20 protein-coding genes are annotated in these 18919 nt (G+C 74.7%); 6 read left to right on the forward strand and 14 right to left on the reverse strand.

Annotated features, from left to right (window positions below):
• Positions 1-56: 56 nt before the first annotated feature.
• The 4 genes from EBM89_RS06595 to EBM89_RS06610 all read right to left on the reverse strand — a co-directional run bounded on the left by EBM89_RS06595 (position 57) and on the right by EBM89_RS06610 (position 5390).
• Positions 57-1403, reverse strand: coding sequence for an ABC transporter substrate-binding protein (locus tag EBM89_RS06595; RefSeq protein ID WP_122148662.1), 1347 nt, complete (start codon positions 1401-1403; stop codon positions 57-59).
• 77 nt (positions 1404-1480) lie between these two features.
• A complete protein-coding gene (locus EBM89_RS06600) occupies positions 1481-2305 on the reverse strand; it encodes a carbohydrate ABC transporter permease (RefSeq protein ID WP_122148678.1) in 825 nt (274 codons plus the stop codon).
• A gap of 98 nt (positions 2306-2403) precedes the next feature.
• Entirely contained in the window at positions 2404-3333 is a 930-nt protein-coding gene (locus EBM89_RS06605) for a carbohydrate ABC transporter permease (protein ID WP_122148663.1), read from the reverse strand.
• Positions 3330-5390 carry a beta-galactosidase gene (locus EBM89_RS06610; protein ID WP_439647172.1) on the reverse strand — a complete coding sequence of 687 codons (2061 nt, stop codon included), beginning with the start codon at positions 5388-5390 and terminating at the stop codon, positions 3330-3332. The genes EBM89_RS06605 and EBM89_RS06610 overlap by 4 nt, the downstream gene beginning before the upstream one ends.
• Positions 5391-5521: 131 nt before the next feature.
• Here EBM89_RS06610 and EBM89_RS06615 point away from each other — a divergent pair, with 131 nt between their 5' ends.
• Together EBM89_RS06615 and EBM89_RS06620 are read left to right on the forward strand one after the other, a co-directional pair.
• Positions 5522-6544, forward strand: coding sequence for a LacI family DNA-binding transcriptional regulator (locus EBM89_RS06615; protein WP_122148664.1), 1023 nt, complete (start codon positions 5522-5524; stop codon positions 6542-6544).
• A gap of 358 nt (positions 6545-6902) precedes the next feature.
• Positions 6903-7178, forward strand: coding sequence for a hypothetical protein (locus tag EBM89_RS06620; RefSeq protein ID WP_122148665.1), 276 nt, complete (start codon positions 6903-6905; stop codon positions 7176-7178).
• 52 nt (positions 7179-7230) lie between these two features.
• On the opposite strand, the gene EBM89_RS06625 is transcribed toward EBM89_RS06620, so the two are convergent.
• Entirely contained in the window at positions 7231-7812 is a 582-nt protein-coding gene (locus EBM89_RS06625; RefSeq protein ID WP_199732005.1) for a TetR/AcrR family transcriptional regulator, read from the reverse strand.
• A 196-nt stretch (positions 7813-8008) separates the two neighbouring features.
• Here EBM89_RS06625 and EBM89_RS06630 point away from each other — a divergent pair, with 196 nt between their 5' ends.
• A complete protein-coding gene (locus EBM89_RS06630) occupies positions 8009-8386 on the forward strand; it encodes a VOC family protein (protein WP_122148667.1) in 378 nt (125 codons plus the stop codon).
• Positions 8387-8469: 83 nt separating this feature from the next.
• A complete protein-coding gene (locus EBM89_RS06635; RefSeq protein ID WP_122148668.1) occupies positions 8470-8739 on the forward strand; it encodes a GlsB/YeaQ/YmgE family stress response membrane protein in 270 nt (89 codons plus the stop codon).
• 160 nt (positions 8740-8899) lie between these two features.
• On the opposite strand, the gene EBM89_RS06640 is transcribed toward EBM89_RS06635, so the two are convergent.
• From EBM89_RS06640 to EBM89_RS06650, 3 genes are all read right to left on the reverse strand, one after another.
• Complete coding sequence (locus tag EBM89_RS06640) at positions 8900-9187, reverse strand: iron-sulfur cluster biosynthesis family protein (protein ID WP_122148669.1); 288 nt, start codon at positions 9185-9187, stop codon at positions 8900-8902.
• A 259-nt stretch (positions 9188-9446) separates the two neighbouring features.
• On the reverse strand, positions 9447-11318 hold the full coding sequence (locus tag EBM89_RS06645; RefSeq protein WP_233571590.1) for a mechanosensitive ion channel domain-containing protein: 1872 nt from the start codon (positions 11316-11318) through the stop codon (positions 9447-9449).
• Between the two features lie 234 nt (positions 11319-11552).
• Positions 11553-11912, reverse strand: coding sequence for a hypothetical protein (locus EBM89_RS06650; protein WP_199732007.1), 360 nt, complete (start codon positions 11910-11912; stop codon positions 11553-11555).
• Between the two features lie 84 nt (positions 11913-11996).
• On the opposite strand from EBM89_RS06650, the gene EBM89_RS06655 reads away from it, so the two are divergent.
• The gene (locus EBM89_RS06655; RefSeq protein WP_122148670.1) at positions 11997-13010 is read left to right on the forward strand and encodes a PfkB family carbohydrate kinase; all 1014 of its coding nucleotides are present in this window, start codon (positions 11997-11999) and stop codon (positions 13008-13010) included.
• Between the two features lie 61 nt (positions 13011-13071).
• On the forward strand, positions 13072-13842 hold the full coding sequence (gene surE, locus EBM89_RS06660) for a 5'/3'-nucleotidase SurE (RefSeq protein ID WP_122148671.1): 771 nt from the start codon (positions 13072-13074) through the stop codon (positions 13840-13842).
• A gap of 19 nt (positions 13843-13861) precedes the next feature.
• Here the strand turns inward: surE and EBM89_RS06665 are convergent, their stop codons facing one another.
• The 6 genes from EBM89_RS06665 to EBM89_RS06690 all read right to left on the reverse strand — a co-directional run.
• Complete coding sequence (locus tag EBM89_RS06665; RefSeq protein ID WP_122148672.1) at positions 13862-14731, reverse strand: prenyltransferase; 870 nt, start codon at positions 14729-14731, stop codon at positions 13862-13864.
• Entirely contained in the window at positions 14728-15069 is a 342-nt protein-coding gene (locus EBM89_RS06670) for a lycopene cyclase domain-containing protein (protein ID WP_122148673.1), read from the reverse strand. Before EBM89_RS06670 ends, EBM89_RS06665 begins: the two co-directional genes overlap by 4 nt.
• The gene (locus tag EBM89_RS06675; RefSeq protein WP_369408627.1) at positions 15066-15425 is read right to left on the reverse strand and encodes a lycopene cyclase domain-containing protein; all 360 of its coding nucleotides are present in this window, start codon (positions 15423-15425) and stop codon (positions 15066-15068) included. Before EBM89_RS06675 ends, EBM89_RS06670 begins: the two co-directional genes overlap by 4 nt.
• Positions 15422-17146 (reverse strand): phytoene desaturase family protein, encoded by a 1725-nt coding sequence (crtI, locus tag EBM89_RS06680; protein WP_122148674.1) that lies wholly within the window; start codon positions 17144-17146, stop codon positions 15422-15424. Before crtI ends, EBM89_RS06675 begins: the two co-directional genes overlap by 4 nt.
• Positions 17143-18162 carry a phytoene/squalene synthase family protein gene (locus EBM89_RS22020; protein WP_233571591.1) on the reverse strand — a complete coding sequence of 340 codons (1020 nt, stop codon included), beginning with the start codon at positions 18160-18162 and terminating at the stop codon, positions 17143-17145. The genes crtI and EBM89_RS22020 overlap by 4 nt, the downstream gene beginning before the upstream one ends.
• Positions 18159-18919: polyprenyl synthetase family protein (locus EBM89_RS06690; protein WP_122148675.1), on the reverse strand; the 761-nt coding region annotated here is incomplete at its 5' end. The genes EBM89_RS06690 and EBM89_RS22020, both read right to left, overlap by 4 nt.

Consider the following 18919-nt stretch of genomic DNA (forward strand, 5'->3'; position numbering starts at 1 on the left):
CGAGCGGTGTCAGGCGGGCGCGGGGCGCGATGCCGCCGGTGCCCGTCCGGGGGCCGTCACTCCTGGACGGGGATGGACTGGGCCTTCAGCGCGTCGACCGTCTTCGTCTGCGCGGCGGCCAGGGCGTCCGGGACGGTGCCCTGCCCGGTCGCGGCGAGCTTGAGGCCGTCGGAGACGTCGTTGTAGACCTGCGTCATGGTCGGGCCCCACACGAAGTCGGGGCTGACCTGCCCGGACGCCTCGGCGAACACGTCGTAGATCGCCTGGCCGCCGTAGAACTCGACGCCCTCCTGCAGCACGGGCAGGCTGAGCCCGTCCTTGGTGGCCGGGTAGATGTTGGCCTCCTCGTTGAGGATGGTCAGCGCCTCCTCGGACGTGTTCAGCCAGAGCGCGAACTTGGTGGCCTCGTACAGGTGGTCGCTGCCCTTGAACACGGCCGTCGAGGAGCCGCCCCAGTTGCCCGCGGCGGTGTCCCCGGCCTCCCACTGCGGCATGGGCGCGACGGCCCACTTGCCCGCGGTGTCGGGCGCGCCGGACGCGATGGAGTTGGCGCCCCAGACCGCGGAGACCCAGGTCCACGCCTGGCCGGTGTTGTAGGCGTTGTCCCACTCGGTGGTCCAGGCGGGGACGGTGGAGACGAGGTCGTCGTCCAGCAGGCCCTGCCAGTAGTCCGCGACCTTCTCGGACTCGTCGGAGGTCAGGGTGACGTCCCAGCCGTCGGCGTCGTTGCTGAACCACTGCCCGTCGGCCTGCCAGACGAACCCGGCGAGCTGGTTGACGTCGGCGGTGGAGAAGTTGGTGATGTAGCCCCCGGCGGCGCGGACCTGCTCGGCGGCGGCCGCGTACTCGTCCCAGGTGGTCGGGATCGGGATGCCGTTGGCCTCGAACAGGTCGGCCCGGTAGAACATCGCCATCGGACCGGAGTCCTGCGGGAGCGCCCAGACGGACGACTCGTCGCCGAGGGTGACCTGGCCCCAGGTCCAGTCGACGAACTGGTCCTGCGCGGCGACGACGTCGGCGCAGGCGGACAGGTCGGCGAGGCCGTCCTGGACGCGGAAGTTCGGCAGGGCGTCGTACTCGATCTGCCCGAGGTCGGGCGCGTTGCCGGCCTTCAGCTGGTTGAAGAAGTTCTGATAGGTGCCGCCGTTGCCGTTGGGGCCGGTCTGCACGGTCACCTGGATGTCGGGGTTCTCGGCGTTCCAGGCGTCGACGGCGGTCTCGATCCCGGGGATCCAGGAGGTGAAGGACAGCTCGACGCTGCCCTCCGACGGCTCGCAGGCCGCCGCGTCGGCGCCGCCGTCGCCCGAGCCGGAGCCGGACCCGCCGGACGAGCAGGCCGCGAGCGCGACCAGGACGGTGGTGGACAGCAGGGCGGTGGCGCCGCGTCGGGTGCGGTGCTGCATGAGAGGGCTCCTTCGTCGTCGAGGGATCTCGGGGTGGGACCGCGACCGCCAGGGGGACGGGCGCGGGTGGGACGGTGCTACTTGACGGAGCCGGCGCCGAGGCCGCCCCGCCAGAACCGCTGCAGGGCGAGGAACGCCACGATGAGCGGGATGATCGACAGCAGGGCGCCCACGAGCACGTAGGTGTTGAGCTCGGGGATCTGGTTGAGCTGGGTGTTCCACTGGTAGAGCCCGAAGGTGACCGGGAACTTCCGCTCGTCGCGCAGCATGATCAGCGGCAGGAAGAAGTTGTTCCAGATGGCGACGAACTGGAACAGGAACACCGTGACCAGCGCGGGCGTCATCAGCCGGGAGCTGATCCCGAAGAAGGTCCGCACCTCCCCCGCGCCGTCGAGGCGGGCGGCCTCGATGAGCTCGTCGGGGACGCTCGCGGCGGCGTAGATCCGGGCGAGGTAGACGCCGAACGGGCTGACGACGCTGGGCAGCAGCACCGCCCAGTACGTGTCGGTGAGGTTCACGCGGGAGAACAGCAGGAACAGCGGCAGCGCGAGCGCCGTGGCGGGGACGAGGACGCCGCCGAGGACGATGTTGAAGATCGCCTCCCGGCCGCGGAACCGGTACTTGGCCAGCGCGTACCCGCACATCGCGGCGAGCAGGGTGGCGACGAGGGCGCCGACCCCGGCGTAGAGGGCGGAGTTCGCCATCCACTGCCCGAACAGCCCGTTGCGGTAGGTGAGGACGTCGCGGACGTTCTCGACGATGTTGAGGTCCGCGAACCACAGCGGGCTGGTGGACAGGACGTCGCCGCGGGTCTTGGTGGCCGCCACGAGCAGCCACCAGATCGGCAGCAGGAAGTACACGGTGAACACGGCCATGACGAGCATCGCGGCGACGCGCGGCATGACGGGCGTCTTCACGGACCGCCCGGGGGCGGTGGGGCCGGAGCCGTCCCGGACGAGGGCGGAGCCGACGGCGGCCAGCGGGCTGCGGGTCGCGGTGGTCATCGTGCCTCCCGGCGCTGCGAGAACTTGAGGAACCCGAAGGACAGGACGAACGTCGCCAGCGCGAGCACCACGGAGAACGCGGCCGCGAGGCTGGTGTTCGGCACCGCGGAGGTGGTGAACACCGTCATGTTCGGGGTGAAGGTGCTGGTCACGGCCGAGCTGAACGACCGGAACACCTGCGGCTCGGCGAGCAGCTGCAGCGTGCCGATGATCGAGAAGATCGCGGTCAGCGAGATCGCCGGCATGACCATCGGGATCTTGATGGACCGGGCGATGCGGGTCTGCGACGCGCCGTCCAGGACGGCGGCCTCGTACACCTCGCTGGGGATGGCGAGCAGCGCCGAGTAGATGATCAGCATGTTGTAGCCGACGTAGACCCAGGTCACCACGTTGGCGATGGCCCACAGCACCAGGTCGGCGCCGAGGACGGGCACGTTCGCGGTGAGCGCGGTGAACGGCGACAGCTGCGGGGAGTACAGGAAGCCCCACATGATCGCGGCGATGACGCCGGGCACGGCGTAGGGCACGAAGTACGCGAGCCGGAAGAACTTCTTGCCCTTGACCAGCGGGGAGTCCAGCAGCAGCGCGAACACCAGCGCGAGCCCGAGCATCACGGGGACCTGGACGACGCCGAACAGCAGCACCCGCCCGATGGACTCCCAGAACTCGGTGTGCTGGAACACCTGCTGGTACTGGGTGAACCCGCCGAAGACGGTGCGCGCGGCCCCGAAGGTGCCGTCCCGCTCGACGGTCAGCATCGACTGCCAGACCGCGTACCCGATGGGCACGAGGTAGAAGGCGAGGAACAGCACGCCGAACGGCGCGACGAAGAACGTGATCGCGCGGCCGTACCGGCGGGAGCGGTGCCGCTGGGGCCGTCCCGGCGCTGGCGGTGCCGCCGGGCGGGCGGTCGTGGCGGTGGTCATCGGACGGGCTCCTCTCGCAGGACGCGGACCGCGCGGGCGGGCACGACGAGCTCGTGGGCGACGGCGGTGTCCGTCACGAGCTCGTGGCCCCGGGCGGGCAGCGTCACGTCGGCGGCGGCGTGGTTGACGAGGAAGGTCCAGCGCCGGCCGTCGGCGGCGGCGCGCACGACGCGCTCCACGCCGGCGGCGGCGAGGTCGGGGGCGGTGGCGACGCCCGCGTCGGCGAGCACCCGCCCCATCAGGTCGGCCAGGTCGGGGGCGTCGAGCGCGGTCGCGACGTACCAGGCGCTGCCGGACCCGACGGCGCGCCGGGTGATCGCGGGCTCGCCCGCGGCGGGGCCGTCGGCGAACCGGGACAGCACGGCGGTGCCCGCGTCGGCGGGGTCGGCGGCGAACCGCTCGGACCACAGCCCGGCGCGCTCGCCGGTGTCGAGGGTGAGCACCTGGTCGGGCAGCACCGGGGCGAACTCCTCGACCGTGACGCCGAGCAGGTCGCGGAACGCCCCGGGGTACCCGCCGAGGCGGACGGCGTCGTGCTCGTCGACGACGCCGGAGGCGAACGTCACCAGCACGGTCCCGCCGGCCTCCGCGAACCGGGCGACAGCGGCGGCGTCGGCGTCCCGCACCACGTGCAGGGCGGGCACGACCACGGCCCGGTACCCGTCGAGCGGGGCGTCCGCACCGACGACGTCGACCGTGACGCCCTGCGCCCGCAGCGCGGCGTAGGTGCGCACGACCTGGTCGCGGTAGCGCACGGCGGTGGACGGGACGTTCTCCCCGTCGAGGGTCCACCAGGACTCCCAGCCGAACAGCACGGCGACGTCGGCCTGCACCCGGGACCCGGCGACCTCGTCCAGCCGGTCGAGGACGGTGCCGAGCTCGACGGCCTCGCGCCACTGCCGGGTCGCGGTCCCCGCGTGCGGCACCAGCGCGGAGTGGAACTTCTCCGACCCCTGCGTCGACGCCCGCCACTGGAAGAAGCACACGGCGTCGGCGCCCCGGGCCACGTGGGTCAGCGAGTTGCGCAGCATCTCGCCCGGGCCCTTGGGGACGTTCACGGGCTGCCAGTTCACGGCGCCGGTGGAGTGCTCCATGAGCAGCCAGGGGGCGCCTCCGGCGATGCCGCGGGTGAGGTCGGCGGAGAAGGCGAGCTCGGTGGTGGGGTCGGCGAGCCGGTGGTCGAGGTAGTGGTCGTTCGCGACGACGTCCACGTACGGCGCCCAGGACAGGTAGTCGAGGTTCCGGATGTGGTCGGTGACCATGAAGTTCGTCGTCACGGGGGCCGCGGAGCGCGCGCGGATCACGGCGGTCTCGGCCCGGAGCTGGTCGAGCAGCGCGTCGGAGCTGAACCGGTGGAAGTCGAGCACCTGCCCCGGGTTCCGGGTGGACAGGGTGAGGCGCGGCGGCAGCACCTCGTCGAACGAGCCGTACCGCTGGCTCCAGAACGTGGTGCCCCACGCGGCGTTGAGCGCCGCGACGTCCGCGTAGCGCTCGCGCAGCCAGGTCCGGAACGCGGCGGCGCTGGCGTCGCAGTAGCAGAGCGCGTTGTGGCAGCCGAGCTCGTTGGACACGTGCCACAGCGCGAGCGCCGGGTGGTCGCCGTACCGAGTGGCGACGGCGTCCACGAGGGCGAGCGACCGCTCGCGGTACACCGGCGAGGACGGGCAGAACGCCTGGCGCCCGCCCGGCCACCGGGTGGTGCCGTCGGCGGCGACCGGCAGCACCTCGGGGTGCGCGGTGGTCAGCCACGGCGGCGTGGAGGAGGTGCCCGTGCCGAGGTTCGCGCGGATGCCGTGCGCGGCGAGCAGGTCCATGACCTCGTCCAGCGCGGTGAAGTCGTACTCCCCCGGGCGCGGCTCGACCTGCGACCAGCCGAAGACGTTCACGGCCACGAGGTCGACGCCGGCGTCGCGCATGAGGCGCACGTCCTCGCGCCACACGGCGGGGTCCCACTGCTCGGGGTTCCAGTCGCAGCCGAACGCGATGCCGGGGTGCGTGTACGCCCGCATGCCGCCGGCGGGGGCCGGGGCGGTGACGGGGGCGACGGTCGTCGTCATGCGTGCGCGCTCCTTTGTGTGCACGTGCACACAACCGATCGACCACGACGCCCGACCGCGATGTGTGAACGTGCACACACTAGCGCGGAGAGTCCTGCTGTCAACCCCTCCCCCGCGTCTACAGTGAGGCCGTGACCTCCACCCCGCCCCGGCGCAAGCGCGCGACGGTGCACGACGTCGCCCGCGAGGCCGGGGTCTCGCGCGGCACGATCAGCCGCCTGCTGACCGGCGAGGGCTACGTGTCCGCCGAGGCCCGCGAGGCCATCGAGGCGGCCATCCGCAAGGTCGGCTACGTGCCCAGCACCACCGCCCGCAACCTGGTCCGGCAGCGCACCAACGCCGTCGGGTTCGTGGTGCACGAGCCGCACTCGCTCTTCCTCGAGGACCCCAACATCGGGGAGATCCTGCTCGGCGCCAACGAGGCACTGTCCGAGGACGACTACCAGATGGTGTGCCTGGTCATCGGCTCGGACCGGGACTCCGAGCGCGTCGCGCGCTACCTGCGCGGCGGGTTCGTGGACGGTGCCGTCGTGGTGTCCGCGCGGGCGCACGACCCCATCACCGCCGTCATGCGGACGTCGCAGCTGCCGGTCGCGTTCGTCGGCCACCCGCCCGACCTGCAGGGGCAGTCCTGGGTCGGCATCGACAACCTCGCCTCGGCGCAGGAGATCACCGCCCGGCTGCTCGCCACCGGGCGCCGACGGGTCGGGATGATCGCCGCCGCGCTGGACCGCGACTCGGGCGCCGACCGCCTCGCCGGTTTCACCCGGGCGCTCGGCGACCGGTTCGACCCCGCGCTCGTCGCGCCGGTCGACCTGTACTCCTACTCCGAGGGCGCCGCCGCGATGTCGGCGCTGCTGGAGCGGGCACCGGACCTGGACGGGGTGTTCGCCGCCTCCGACGCGCTCGCCGCCGGGGCCCTGGACGCGCTGCGTCGCGCGGGGCGCCGGGTGCCGGAGGACGTCGGACTGGTCGGCTTCGACGACTCGGCGTGGGCCCGGCGGTGCACGCCGCAGCTGTCCACAGTCGTGCAGCCCGCCGCCGGGCTGGGGCGCGCCGCCGCCCGCAGCGTCCTCGCGCAGATCGCGGGCGACCAGACCGAGCCCGCCGCGATCCTGCTGGACACCCCCATCGCCTGGCGCGCGAGCGCCTGACCCGAGCGCCCTCCCGACCCCCCCCGGGCCCCAGGCCCCGGGGCCTCGACCCCCGGACCCCGCGCACCCGTACGCTCCCACCCACCCTCACCCCGCCCAGTGCGGAGAACCTGCGCCGCATCTCGGACATCCGGGACCAGGTTCTCCGCACTGGGCGGGGCGCGTGGGGTGCGCGGGCGGGTGCGCAGGCGGGAGCGCGGACGCGCAGGGACTCGAGCGGCCTGGGAGTCGCTCGTCCGGGTGAACCGTGCGGCCCGGGAAGCGCTTGCATCCCTTTTGTCCTAGTTTGCGAATCGCCGTCGAGACCGGCGGCGACCGGATCGCCCCACGCGGGGCGGGACAGACAGGGGACACGACCATGACCAGCCCGTACGGACAGAGCCCGACCGCACCCGGAAACCCCGCGGCCACCCCGGCCGCGACGACGCCCGTCCTGTCGATCATCACGTTCGTCCTGTCGGCCGTGGCCGTGCTGTTCCTCCCGATCGTGTTCGGGATCGCCGCGATCATCACCGGCATCATCGCCGTGGTGCGCAAGGAGCGGCTGGGCAAGGTCGCCCTCGTCGTGGCGGTGGCCGCGACGGTGCTCGGCTTCGTGCTCGGCGCGGTGGTGTTCGCCGCGATGTCGTCCTGAGCCGCCCGGTCCGCGGGGCGCGCGACGCCGGGCGCCCCGCGGACCGCCGACCTCAGGCCGGGGTGCCCGCGCCGTAGCGCAGGCCGTCGACCACGAGGTCCAGCAGGCCGCGGACCCGGTCGGCCCACGCGTCCGAGTCCGGGACGTTCCACACGCCGCCCATCGCGAGCAGCACCTGCTCGCCGTCGACGTCGGGCCGGACGGAGCCGTCCGCGCGGCCGGCGGCGAGCAGCACGTCGATCGCCTCGACGATGCGGGCGCGGGTCTCCGCGAACAGCGACGAGTCCGAGCCCGCGACGGCCCGCAGCGCGGGGCCCATGCCGCGCTTCGTCGCGGCGTACCGGACGAACCGGCCCATCCACTCGCGCAGCGCCTCGACCGCCGGGCGCTCGCCGTCGAGCAGCGCGGGGGCGGCGTCGCACAGCGCCGCGACCTCCTGCCGGTAGGCGGCGGCGAGCAGCGCGCCGCGCTCCGGGAAGTGCCGGTACAGCGTGCCGATGCCGACGCCCGCCTGCTGCGCGATGGTCTCCAGCGGCGTCTCGGCGTCCTGCGCCAGCAGCGTCGCGGCGACCTCGAGCAGCCGCGCCCGGTTGCGCGCGGCGTCGGCGCGCAGCGGCTTGACGGGGGTCGTCACGTCGATCTCCCTCTTGCGATCCGGAGGTGCCTCCGGTTAGAGTCGTGGAGCGAAACGGAGGCTCCTCCGTTCCAGGGTACTCCGCCCGCGCCGCCCGCGCGCAGCACCGTCCCACGGTGCCCCGTACGCCCGCCGCCCGCCCAGTACTCCCGGCGCCGTCCTGGCGTCCCCACCGCCACCCACCAGGAGGCACCCCATGGCCAGCACCTTCCACGGACTCACCTTCGACGCCTACGACGCCCACGCGGTCGCCGCCTTCTGGGCCGCCGCGCTCGGCCGCGACGTCGCCCCCGGCGGCAGCGCCGCCCGCGCCGAGATCCTCCCCGACGACTCCGCCCCCCGCCTCGTGTTCACGCAGGTCGCGGCGGGTGGCAGCGTGCGCAACGCCCTGCACCTCGACCTCGTGACCGACGACCTGGAGCGCGAGTCCGAGCGGCTCGTCCGGCTCGGCGCCCGCCGGGTCGGCGCGGTGGGCGGCACCGCCCGCTGGGTCAGCCTCACCGACCCCGAGGGCAACCCGTTCGACCTGCTGCCGGCGCCCCGTCGCGCCGCCGGGCTCGCCGTCGCCGCCTGACGCGTCGCCGCTTCCGGATGCGCGCTGCGGGGAGTCATGGGACGGTTCCTTCCGTCCGACCCCCCCGACCTGGAGGTGCTCCGATGGGCTTCTTCGCATTCCTGCTGCTGGGACTGATCGCCGGTGCGATCGCGAAGGCGATCCTCCCCGGACGCCAGGGCGGCGGCTGGATCGCCACCCTGATCCTCGGCGTCGTCGGCGCCCTGCTCGGCGGCTGGCTCGGCAGCGTCATCTTCGACGCCGACATCAACCGGTTCTGGTCGCTGCAGTCCTGGCTGCTCGCGATCGGCGGCTCCCTGATCGTCCTGGTGATCTACGGCGCGCTGACCGGCCGCAAGGGCGCCCGCGCCTGACAGACCCGGCCCGGACGGCGGTGGGAGACCGCCGACCGGGCCGTGCCGGACCACGCCCCACCGGTGCGACACCGGTGAGGAGCCCGGCACGACGAGGGCCCGCACAACCGCTCGAGGCGGCTGCGCGGGCCCTCGCTGTACGTGGGGGCGCCCCCGACGATCAGCCCTGCTGGGGCGCGAGCGTGAAGCCCGGGCTCCCGGTCGCCGACGGGTCGGCGTCCAGCGTCAGGTCGGACAGCAGCGTCGAGGTCTGCTGCGACACGAAGACCGTGGCGCCCGAGGAGTCGATGACCTCGTCGCCCGGGACGGCCTCGGGGACGAGCGCGAGCTCGAACGAACCGAGCTGCTGCTCGGACTCGGCGATGCGCAGACCGCCGGAGTCGGGCAGACCCGCGCGGGAGGTGAGGTCGCGGACGGCGGTGCTGGCGTTCTCGGTCAAGGTGAGCACGGGTGCTCCTCTCGTTGCCGGTGGCGGTCGAGCACGGGGGGCGCTGCGACCATCGGACTCCTCCACCGTTCGCGAGGATCCAGGTCGATGCAACCGGCAGTCCGCTGGGCGAGATCGACCGCGTCCGCTGGGCGGAGCGCAGTCGACAAGCCGCCGCACCTCGGGGACGCTACGCGCCCGCGGGCCTGCTGCACACGCGCGAGGGGCGCCCGGACAGGTCGTTGACCTGCACGGACGCCCCTCGCGTGCCGGGAGTGGCTCAGCGGCGGCCGTCGCCCCGGGGCGTGATCGGGGCGCTGCGGACCGAGCGGCGGGTCGGCGGGGCCGGGGGCTCGTCCTCGGCACCGACGGCGGGCTGCACCTGCGTCGCCTCCGTCGCCGGCTCGGACGCCGGCTCCGCGGGCACGGCGGGCTGGACCTGCGTCGCGTCGACCGTGCCGGTGTCCGCTGCCGTCGGGGTCGGTCCGGCACCCAGGTCCGCGAGCCGCTGGGTGTCGGTGGACAGCAGCCCGGCGGGCTCCTGCTCGGTGCCGGGCTCGCGGCCGGGCACCGTGATCGGCGCGGACGCCGCGCCGGTCGTGGACCCCGCGCCGGTGCCCGTGCCCGACGGGGTCGCACCGGTCTGGGCCTCCTCCTCGACGGGACCCTCCGCGTCGCCCTCGGGACGTGCCGGGGCCGGCCCGCCGGACGTCCGCAGCGGACCGGTGGCCCGGACCGGCGGGTCGACCGGCTCCGCGTCGGCCGCCGGGTCACCCTCGACGTGAAGGACGTCGTCCTCCCCCGCCCCGGCCGCACCCGGCTCGCCGGGCCCGCCCGCGACCTCGCCGTCCACCGCGCGCTGCTCGGCGGTCGTCGGGCGGCCGCCCGCGGCGTGCTCCTCGCGCTCGGCGATGACGTCCTCACCTGGCCCGGCGAACGACCGCGAGCGCTCCATGGCCTCGACGCTGCCGGTGAACAGCCGCGCGTCCTGCTGCCCCGACTCGGGTGCGGGGACGGCGGCGTGCGCGCCGGTAGCGGGACGAGCGGCCTCGCGGGGCTCCACGACGGGCAGCGGGGTGCCCCGGGTGGTCTCGATGCGGGTGCGCGGCAGACCCTGCGGCGCCTCGCGCTGCAGGTACGCGACCAGGCCCTCGCGCAGGTAGCACCGCAGGTCGAACAGGGTGGGGGCGTCGACGGCGCTGGCGAGCGCTCGCAGCCGCACCCAGCCGTGCACGGCGTCGGTGACCTGGAGGATGCCGACGCGGTGGTCCCACAGGTCGGTGGCCTCCAGCAGCCGGTTGAGCTCGCCGCGCAGGTCGTCCACAGGGACCTGCCAGTCGACGTCGAGCTCGACGGTGCCGAGCAGGTCGGCGGCGCGGCGGGTCCAGTTCTCGAAAGGGGTCTGCGTGAAGTACGTGGACGGGAGGATGAGGCGGCGGTCGTCCCAGACGTGCACGACGACGTACGTCAGGGTGATCTCCTCGATCCGCCCCCACTCGTCGTCGGCGATGACGACGTCGTCCACCCGGATCGCGTCGGTGAAGGCGAGCTGCAGCCCGGCGAAGACGTTCGCGAGCGAGCTCTGCGCGGCGAGACCGGCGACGATGGACAGCACACCGGCCGAGGCCAGGAGGCTCGCGCCGAACGCGCTCACCCCGGGGAACGTCAGCAGCACGGCGGCGACGGCCACGATCACCAGCACGGCGACGGTGATCCGGCGCAGCAGCTGCACCTGGGTGCGCACCCGGCGGGCGTGCCGGTTGTCCTTCACGTCCACCCGGTACCGGGACAGGGCGGCGTCCTCGACGACGAACGCGAGCGTCCCCACCAGCCAGGTCGCGGCGGCGATCAGGGCGATCAGCAGCACGTGCTGCAACGCCCCCATCCACCCGGACGTCTCCCACAGCGCCCCCGGCACCGAGATGCGCAGGGCCACCCACACGGCGATGACGATGAGCACCGCCCGCAGCGGTTGCTTCGCCCGCCGGGCGAGGTCGGCGGCCACGAACGACTTGCGGGCCGCCGAACGGACGACGAACCCGACCGCCAGGGCGACCACGAACGCGATGAGGACCCCGCCGACGACGGACAGCACCGGGACGATCCAGTCCCGGGCGGTGTCGACGGCCTCTTCTCCTGCTGCTGCTGGCATCACGGCGACCATCCGAACACGGCCGCCTCGCGGCCTCCACCGCAGGGCGGCGCCGGGGGCGACCCTGCGCACGACCTGCACATGCAGGAGCGCGGCGCCAGGACCGGGGTCTACTTCCTGACCTTCTCGGCTCCCGCCGGAACGGAACCCGACCCGTGTCGAGGCCTTACCGTCAGGTCGGCCGCGCGGGTCGAGCGTATCCGGGTGCACGGGCCGAGCGGCCGGTCCGCTCGATCAGGAGGAGGACCGCAGGCTCGGGAAGACCTGCTCCCACGCCGCGACGTGCCGAGCCGGTGGGCGCAGCTCGGGCCAGAGGCGCACCAGCGTGGGACCGTCCAGGAACGTGATCAGGTCCTCGACGTCGCCTGCCTCGCGGATGACCCGGCTGTACATCCAGACCAGGTCCTCCGGGTCGCCGAGGTCGTAGTCTCGGCGGCCGGACCACTCCAGGTGGATCGGGAGAGTCATCCGCCCGGCCACCGGACCACGCAGATCGGCGAGCGAGGTCGGCGTGACGGGCTCGGGCTGGTGTCGCTCCCAGGCACCGCGCGCCACCGGTCCGAACGCCACCTCGACCACCCCCTTCTCGAGCACGCTACCCACGGCGGCGCTCACGCGGGTGGCGCACCGCCCCGGCGCAGGTCAGCATGAGCGCACCCGACACCCCGGAGGACGCCCGTGCCCACCAGCCGCAACCCCCGCGTGTGCGTGCTCGCGCCCACGCCCCTGCTGACCGTGACCCTGGAGAACGGGTCGGACGACGACTCCCCCGAGGTGCACGTCCACCCCGGCGGGCAGGGCCTGTGGGTGGCGCGCATGGCGTACTCGCTGGGCGCGCACGTGGTGGTCTGCGGGCCGTTCGGCGGGGAGACGGGCACGGTGCTGGGGCACCTCGCCGAGGAGGAGCACCTGCAGGTCCGCCGCATCGGGTACGCGGGCGGCAACGGCGCCTACCTGCACGACCGGCGCGGCGGGGAGCGCACGGAGCTGGCGTTCATGCCCCCGGCCCGCCTGGACCGGCACGAGCTCGACGACCTGTACGGCACGGTGCTGGTGGAGGCCCTGGACGCTGACGTGTGCGTGATCACCGGCGCGTACCCGTCGCCGCTGCTGCCCGCGGAGTTCTTCGGGCGCCTCGTCGGGGACCTGCGCGCCGCCGGGGTGAAGACGGTCGCGGACCTGTCCGGCAAGGCCGCCGCGGAGGCCGCGAAGGCCGGGGTGGACGTGCTGAAGATGTCGCACGAGGAGCTGATCGAGGCCGGGATGGCCGAGGACGAGTCGGTGGAGTCGCTGCGCGAGGGTGCGCGGCGGCTGCTGCGCCCGGAGCCCGGGCTGCCCGAGGGGCACGGCGACGAGTTCCCCGACGAGCCGCTGGAGGTCGACACGGACGCCCCCGGGCAGGTCGGCGCGATGATGGTGTCCCGTGCGGCGGAGCCCGCGCTGCTGGTCACGGCGTCCGGGGTGTCGGAGGTCGTCGCCCCGTCGGTGACGACGGTGGACCCGCGCGGCGCCGGGGACTCGATGACGGCGGGCATGGCCGTGGGTGTCGGGCGCGGGCTGCGGCTCACCGAGGCCGCCAGGCTGGGCGCCGCCGCGGGCGCGCTGAACGTCACCCGGCGCGGTCTCGGCACGGGGCACCGGGAGCAGATCGAGCGGTTCGCGGAGCAGATCACGGTCCGCGAGGTCGGCTGAGCGCGCGCGTCCGCCGCCCGGACGGCAGGGTGGAGAGCGCACGCCGACGAGAGGAGCGAGGATGCGGGTCCTGGTCACGAACGACGACGGGATCGAGTCCCCCGGCCTCGCGGTGCTGGCCCGCGCCGCGCTGGACGCCGGGGCCGACGAGGTGGTGGTCGCCGCACCGGCGCGGGACTCCAGCGGCGCGAGCGCGTCGCTGCTGGGCGCCGAGCAGGACGGGCGGCTGCTGGTCGAGCGCACGGACGCCCCCGACCTGCCGGACGGGGTGACGTCGTACGCGGTGCGCGCGGCCCCGGCGCTGATCGCGTTCGTCGCGGCGCACGGCGGGTTCGGCCCGAAGCCGGACCTGGTGCTGTCCGGCGTGAACCGCGGGGCGAACACCGGGCACGCGGTCCTGCACTCCGGCACCGTCGGGGCGGCGCTGTCCGCCGCGACGCACGGCATCCGGGGTGTCGCGGTGTCCCTCGCGGACGCCCGCCCGCAGCACTGGGACACCGCCGGGCTGTACACCCGGCACGTGCTGGACTGGCTGGCGGACCGCCCCCACCTGCCCGACCGGGTGGTGAACCTCAACGTCCCCGACCGCCCCGCCGCCGAGGTCCGCGGGCTGCGCAAGGCGCCGCTCGCCGCGTTCGGCGCGGTGCAGGCGCGGGTGCACGAGGTGGAGCACGGCAACCTCATGCTGACCTACGCGGAGCACGGCGGGTCGCAGGAGCCGGACACCGACGCGGGCCTGCTGCTGCGCGGCTGGGCGACCGTGACCCTGGTGCACGCGCCCGCGTTCGACGCGGACGCCGACCTGCCGGAGCGGGACGCGCCGCTGCTCTGAACGCGCGGCCCGGGGCGCCTCAGGTCAGCGCGACCGCGATCAGCAGCATCGTCACGAGGAACCCGACGACGAGGTTGAGCCACAGGAACGTCCGCCACCCGGCGTTGGCCCGCTCGCAGTCCGCGTCCCGCACGGACCAGAACCGCGCCGTGCTGACCGCGTAGGCCAGCGGCAGCACCGCGGCGAGCACCCCGGGCCACGGCAGCACCAGCAGCACGCCCGCCGCGAGCACGTAGCCGACGGTCGCGGCGACGACGGTGGCGTGCGCGCCCAGCACCGTGGCGACGGACCCGATGCCGCCCTCGCGGTCGGCCCGCACGTCCTGCACGGCCCCGAACGCGTGCGACGCCATGCCCCACAGCACGAACGCGACCAGCACCGGCCAGGTGGTGCGCGCCCCGAGGTCCGCGCCGACCAGCACGAGGGCGTACAGCAGCGGCCCGACGAAGTGCATCGCCGACGTCGCCGAGTCCAGCACCGGGCGCTCCTTGAACCGCAGCACCGGCGCCGAGTACGCGACGACGAGGAACACCACCAGCGCGAGCACCAGCCCCGCCGCGAGCGACCCCACGGCCAGCAGGTACACGAGGAACGGCAGCACGGACAGCGCGCTCGCCCACAGGATGCGGCGGTGCACGGCCCGGGCCTGCTCGGGGGCGACGAGCCCGCCCTCGATGCCGCCCTTGCGGGGGTTGCGCAGGTCGGACGCGTAGTCGAAGACGTCGTTCACGCCGTACATCAGCAGGTTGTACGGGATCAGGAAGAACAGCGTCCCGAGCACGAACGTCAGGTCCACCCGGCCGCCGGTGGCCAGCAGGTACCCGGCGGCGAACGGGTAGGCGGTGTTGATCCAGGAGAACGGCCGGGACGCGGCGAGCACCTGCCTCACGCGGCGTCCGTCCCCTCGGTCGGGTCGGCGGTCGGGCCGGTCGCGCGCGCGGCGGACCGTCGCTCGAGCACGGTCCACAGCACCGGCATCGCGAGCGACGCGGCGAGGGCGTAGGCGAAGTCCTCCAGCGGAGCCCCCCACAGGTAGACGCCGAGGATCTTGTCCTCGGCGTAGACGTACAGGTCGGCGGCGATCATCAGGGTGTCGAACACCATGGTCAGCACGCACATCACGAGCGCCCCGCCGACCAGCGGCCCGGGGCGCATCCCGCGCAGCACCCGCCACGACACGGCGAGCAGCACCGCGAGGACGATCACGTTCATGACGATGTTGGTCACCGGGCCCCCTCCCCCGCGGCGGTGCGCCCGGCCCGGTGCTCGGCGACGCGCACCAGCCCGCGCCACGCCAGCAGCGCGTTGTAGGACAGCAGAGTGAGGAAGACGGCCTCCTCGACGGGCAGGTCCGGCGCGAGCAGCAGCCCGGTCATGTGCGGGCTCTCGCCGCGCGCGAAGATCCCGAGCAGCAGACCGGCGACGTCCCACAGCAGGAACCCGAGGACGCCGACGCCGACGCACGCGGCGGCCCGGCGGGGGTGCGCCCAGAACGCGAGCCGCCACCGGCGGTCGATGACCGCGAGGCCGCCGAGGGCGACCGCGAGCGCGGCGAGGTAGCCGAACCCGGCCAGGGCGATCACGCGCGGGTGCCGTCGACGTCGACCACGCCGGTGCGCGGGTCGAGGCGGACCGTCCCGGGGCGGGCGGTGCCGGTGTGCTCGGTCCACGCCCCGCGGCTGCGGGCCGCGTCGAGGTAGCCGCGGCGCAGCGGGGTCGGCAGCGGGTGCGGGGAGGTCTCGCCGAGCAGCCGCTTGGCGACGAGCTCCGCGCCGATGAGGCACATGGGCAGGCCCACTCCGGGGACGGTGTTCCCGCCGACGTGCAGCAGGTTCGGCACCCGGGGCGAGCGGTCGGCGGGCCGGAACATCGCGCTCTGCGCGAGCGTGTGCTCCATGCCGAGCGCGGACCCGCGCCAGGACGAGAAGTCGCGGGCGAAGTCGGCGGGGCCGACGACCCGCCGGGTCACGACGCGCTCGCGCAGGTCGGGGATGCCCGCCCACCGCGCGACCTGGTCGAGGTACCGGTCGGCGTACGAGTCGAGCTCGGCCTGCCCCGCGTCGCCCGCACCGATCGACGGGTCGGCGGGGAACGGGACGAGGACGAACAGGTTCTCGTGCCCGTCCGGCGCGGCGTCGTCATCGGTCGCGGTGGTGCGCGAGACGTACAGCGACGCGACGTCGGGCACCCGCAGGTCCTCGGCCGGGGTGGCGCGGCCGGGCCCGAGGATGGCGTCGAAGTTGCCCGGCCAGTCGCGCGTGAAGAACAGCGAGTGGTGCGCGAGCTCCGGCAGGCTGCCCCGCACGCCCGCCATGATCAGCAGCGCCGAGATGCCGGGCCCCTTGTCCTGCCACCACGGCTCGGGGTGGGTGCGGTGCTCGGGGGCGAGCAGCGCCGTCTCGGTGTGGAACAGGTCGGCGCCGGACACGACGACGTCGGCGGGAACGACCTCCCCGGACGCCAGGCGCACGCCGCGGGCGTGGCCGGTGCGGCGCGGGTGCCGGATGGAGCGCGGGGCGTCGTCCACCAGCACCTCGGCGACGTCCGCCCCCGTGCGGATCCGCACCCCCTGCGCCACGGCCAGCCGCTCGATGGCCTCGATGACCGTGTACATGCCGCCGCGCGGGTAGTACACGCCGTCCACGAGGTCGAGGTGGCTCATCAGCGAGTACAGCGCGGGCACCCGGTACGGCGACGACCCGAGGAACACCGCGTGGTAGCCGAGCGCCTGCCGCAGCACGGGGTGCTCGGTGACCTTCTCGATCTTCTGGGCCAGGCTCTGCGTCAGCAGCGTGGCGAGCGTCCCGCCGCGCCGGGCGACGTCCAGGTCCACCGCTCGGTCCATCCGCTCGAACGTCGTGTAGAGGAAGTGGTCCAGCGCGGTCCGGTACGCCTCGGTCGACTGCTCGGTGTACTTCCGCACGGCCTCGCCCGCGCCCGGCTCCAGGGCGTCGAACGTCGCGTGGTTGCGCTCCGGGTCGTCCGTCACGTCGAACGGGCGGGACGGGCCAGCCCCGGCCTCCGGCTCGGGGAACAGGCGGTAGGCCGTGGGCAGCCGCACCAGGTCGACGTGGTCCTCGATGCGCTCGCCGAACAGGGCGAAGTAGTGCGCGAAGACCTCGGGCATGAAGTAGAACGACGGCCCGGTGTCGAACCGGAAGCCGTCCAGGTCGAGCGTGCCCGCGCGCCCGCCGACGCGCTCGTGCCGCTCCAGCAGCGTGACGTCCGCGCCACCCCGCGCGAGCAGCGCCGCGGTCGCGAGGCCGCCGATCCCGCCGCCGACCACGACCACCCGGTTCGTCACGCCCTGCCTCCGTCGTCCGTCGTCTGCGTCCTCGTGCTGCTCGTGCGTCCCGCGACCCGGTCGCGCACCGCACCCGCCGCCTGCGTCCCGAGCACCCCCGCGAGCACCGCGACCTTGCGCGGGGTGCTGACCCGCACCCGGCGCGCGAGCACCTGCTCGGGCGGGGTCGCGGCGAGGTCGGCGAGCAGCCGGTCGTAGAGCGCCAGCGTGGCGCTGACGGCGGTCCGGGCGCGGCGCGGCAGGTCGGGCAGCGCCGCGCGCGCCCGGGCCAGGTCGTCGCCGATCTCGGCGAGGATGTCCGCGAGCTGCGCGTCGGTCGGTCCCTGCGGGCCCACGCCCGGGAAGTAGCACCGGCCGAGCTCGCCGGAGTCGGCGCCGAGGTCGCGCAGGAAGTTGATCTTCTGGAACGCCGCCCCCAGCGCGCGGGCGCCGGCCACCGTGGCGGCGTCGGGTCGGCGCACCGGCTCACCGGGTCGGCGGTCGGCGTTGAGGAACACCTGCAGGCACATCAGCCCGACGACCTCCGCCGAGCCGTACACGTACCGCTCGTAGGACTCCCGGTCGTGCACCCGCACCGTGAGGTCGGCGCGCATCGAGGCGAAGAACGGGTCGACCTCGGCGGCGCCGATGCCGGTGCGCCGGGCGGTGCGCGCGAAGGCGTGCACGACGAGGTTGGTCGAGTACCCGGAGGCCAGCGCCCGGGCGGTCTGCGCCTCGAGCTCGTCCAGCAGGTCGCCCGCGTCGTCGCCGCCGCGGGTGTCCACGACCTCGTCGGCGATCCGGACCAGCGCGTACACGGCCTCGATGTCCCGGCGGGCGCGCGGGCCGAGCAGCCGGGTGCCGAGCCCGAACGACGTCGAGTAGCCCGCGAGCACCGTCCCGGACGCCCGGGCGGCGGTGCGGTCGTAGAGCACGGCCGAGGCGGCGCGCACCCCGGCGTCCGCCGCGGGGGTGCTGGTCGCGTCGGGGCGGTCCGCGCTCCCGCGGGTGCGGGGCGCGGGACGCAGCGCGGTCACGCCGGGTCCCCCGCGACGGCGTCGACCATCCGGGTCAGGTAGCGGGCCAGCGGGGCGGGCAGCCCGCCGGTCGCGGTGTCGCGCGCGGTGCGGACCGCGTCGGCGCGGACCAGGCGGGCCTCCGCGAGCGCCCCGGACCCCGCGATGACGGCCCGCACGCGCGCGGCGTCGTCGGCGGTGAGGTCGTGCCGGCCGACGGACGCGTCCAGCACGTCCCGCCCGGCGGCGTCGGCGCGGAGGTAGGCCAGGCGCAGCAGCTCGGTGCGCTTGCCCTCCCGCAGGTCGGACAGCACGGACTTGCCGGTGACGGCCGGGTCCCCGAAGACGCCGAGCTCGTCATCCAGCAGCTGGAACGCCACCCCGAACGCGGTGCCGAACCGGTCGAGCACGCCGAGCACGCCGTCGTCCGCCCCGGCGAGCAGCGCGCCCGCCGCGAGCGGGGTGCAGCAGGAGTACACCGAGGTCTTGAGCTCGGCGACGCGCAGCGCGTCCACGGACGTCGGCCCGTGCAGGGCGCCGGTGACGTCGAGCAGCTCGCCCGCCACGGTGGTGTCCACCGCCCGGGCCAGCCCCGCGACGACCCGGAGCCGGGTCTCGGCGTCGACGGGCGCGGAGACCACGAGGTCGAACGCGGCCGCGAGCGCCAGGTCCCCGCCGAGCAGCCCGGCGGCGAGCACCGGGTCGTCCGCGCGGGGCCCGACGACGCCCCGCGCGGCGAGGCGGGCGCGGGCGGTGCCGGTGACGTTGGGGCGGCCAC

The organism is Cellulomonas triticagri (genome assembly GCF_003696205.1).
GTDB lineage: Bacteria > Actinomycetota > Actinomycetes > Actinomycetales > Cellulomonadaceae > Cellulomonas > Cellulomonas triticagri.

Excerpts from the sequence above, each read along its gene's own strand:
- EBM89_RS06605 (WP_122148663.1), bottom strand. The coding sequence starts at position 3,333 with ATGACCACCGCCACGACCGCCCGCCCGGCGGCACCGCCAGCGCCGGGA.
- EBM89_RS06595 (WP_122148662.1), bottom strand. The coding sequence starts at position 1,403 with ATGCAGCACCGCACCCGACGCGGCGCCACCGCCCTGCTGTCCACCACC.
- EBM89_RS06635 (WP_122148668.1), top strand. The coding sequence starts at position 8,470 with ATGGGCTTCTTCGCATTCCTGCTGCTGGGACTGATCGCCGGTGCGATC.
- EBM89_RS06645 (WP_233571590.1), bottom strand. The coding sequence starts at position 11,318 with ATGCCAGCAGCAGCAGGAGAAGAGGCCGTCGACACCGCCCGGGACTGG.
- surE (WP_122148671.1), top strand. The coding sequence starts at position 13,072 with ATGCGGGTCCTGGTCACGAACGACGACGGGATCGAGTCCCCCGGCCTC.
- EBM89_RS06600 (WP_122148678.1), bottom strand. The coding sequence starts at position 2,305 with ATGCCGCGCGTCGCCGCGATGCTCGTCATGGCCGTGTTCACCGTGTAC.
- EBM89_RS06620 (WP_122148665.1), top strand. The coding sequence starts at position 6,903 with ATGACCAGCCCGTACGGACAGAGCCCGACCGCACCCGGAAACCCCGCG.
- EBM89_RS06630 (WP_122148667.1), top strand. The coding sequence starts at position 8,009 with ATGGCCAGCACCTTCCACGGACTCACCTTCGACGCCTACGACGCCCAC.
- EBM89_RS06610 (WP_439647172.1), bottom strand. The coding sequence starts at position 5,390 with ATGACGACGACCGTCGCCCCCGTCACCGCCCCGGCCCCCGCCGGCGGC.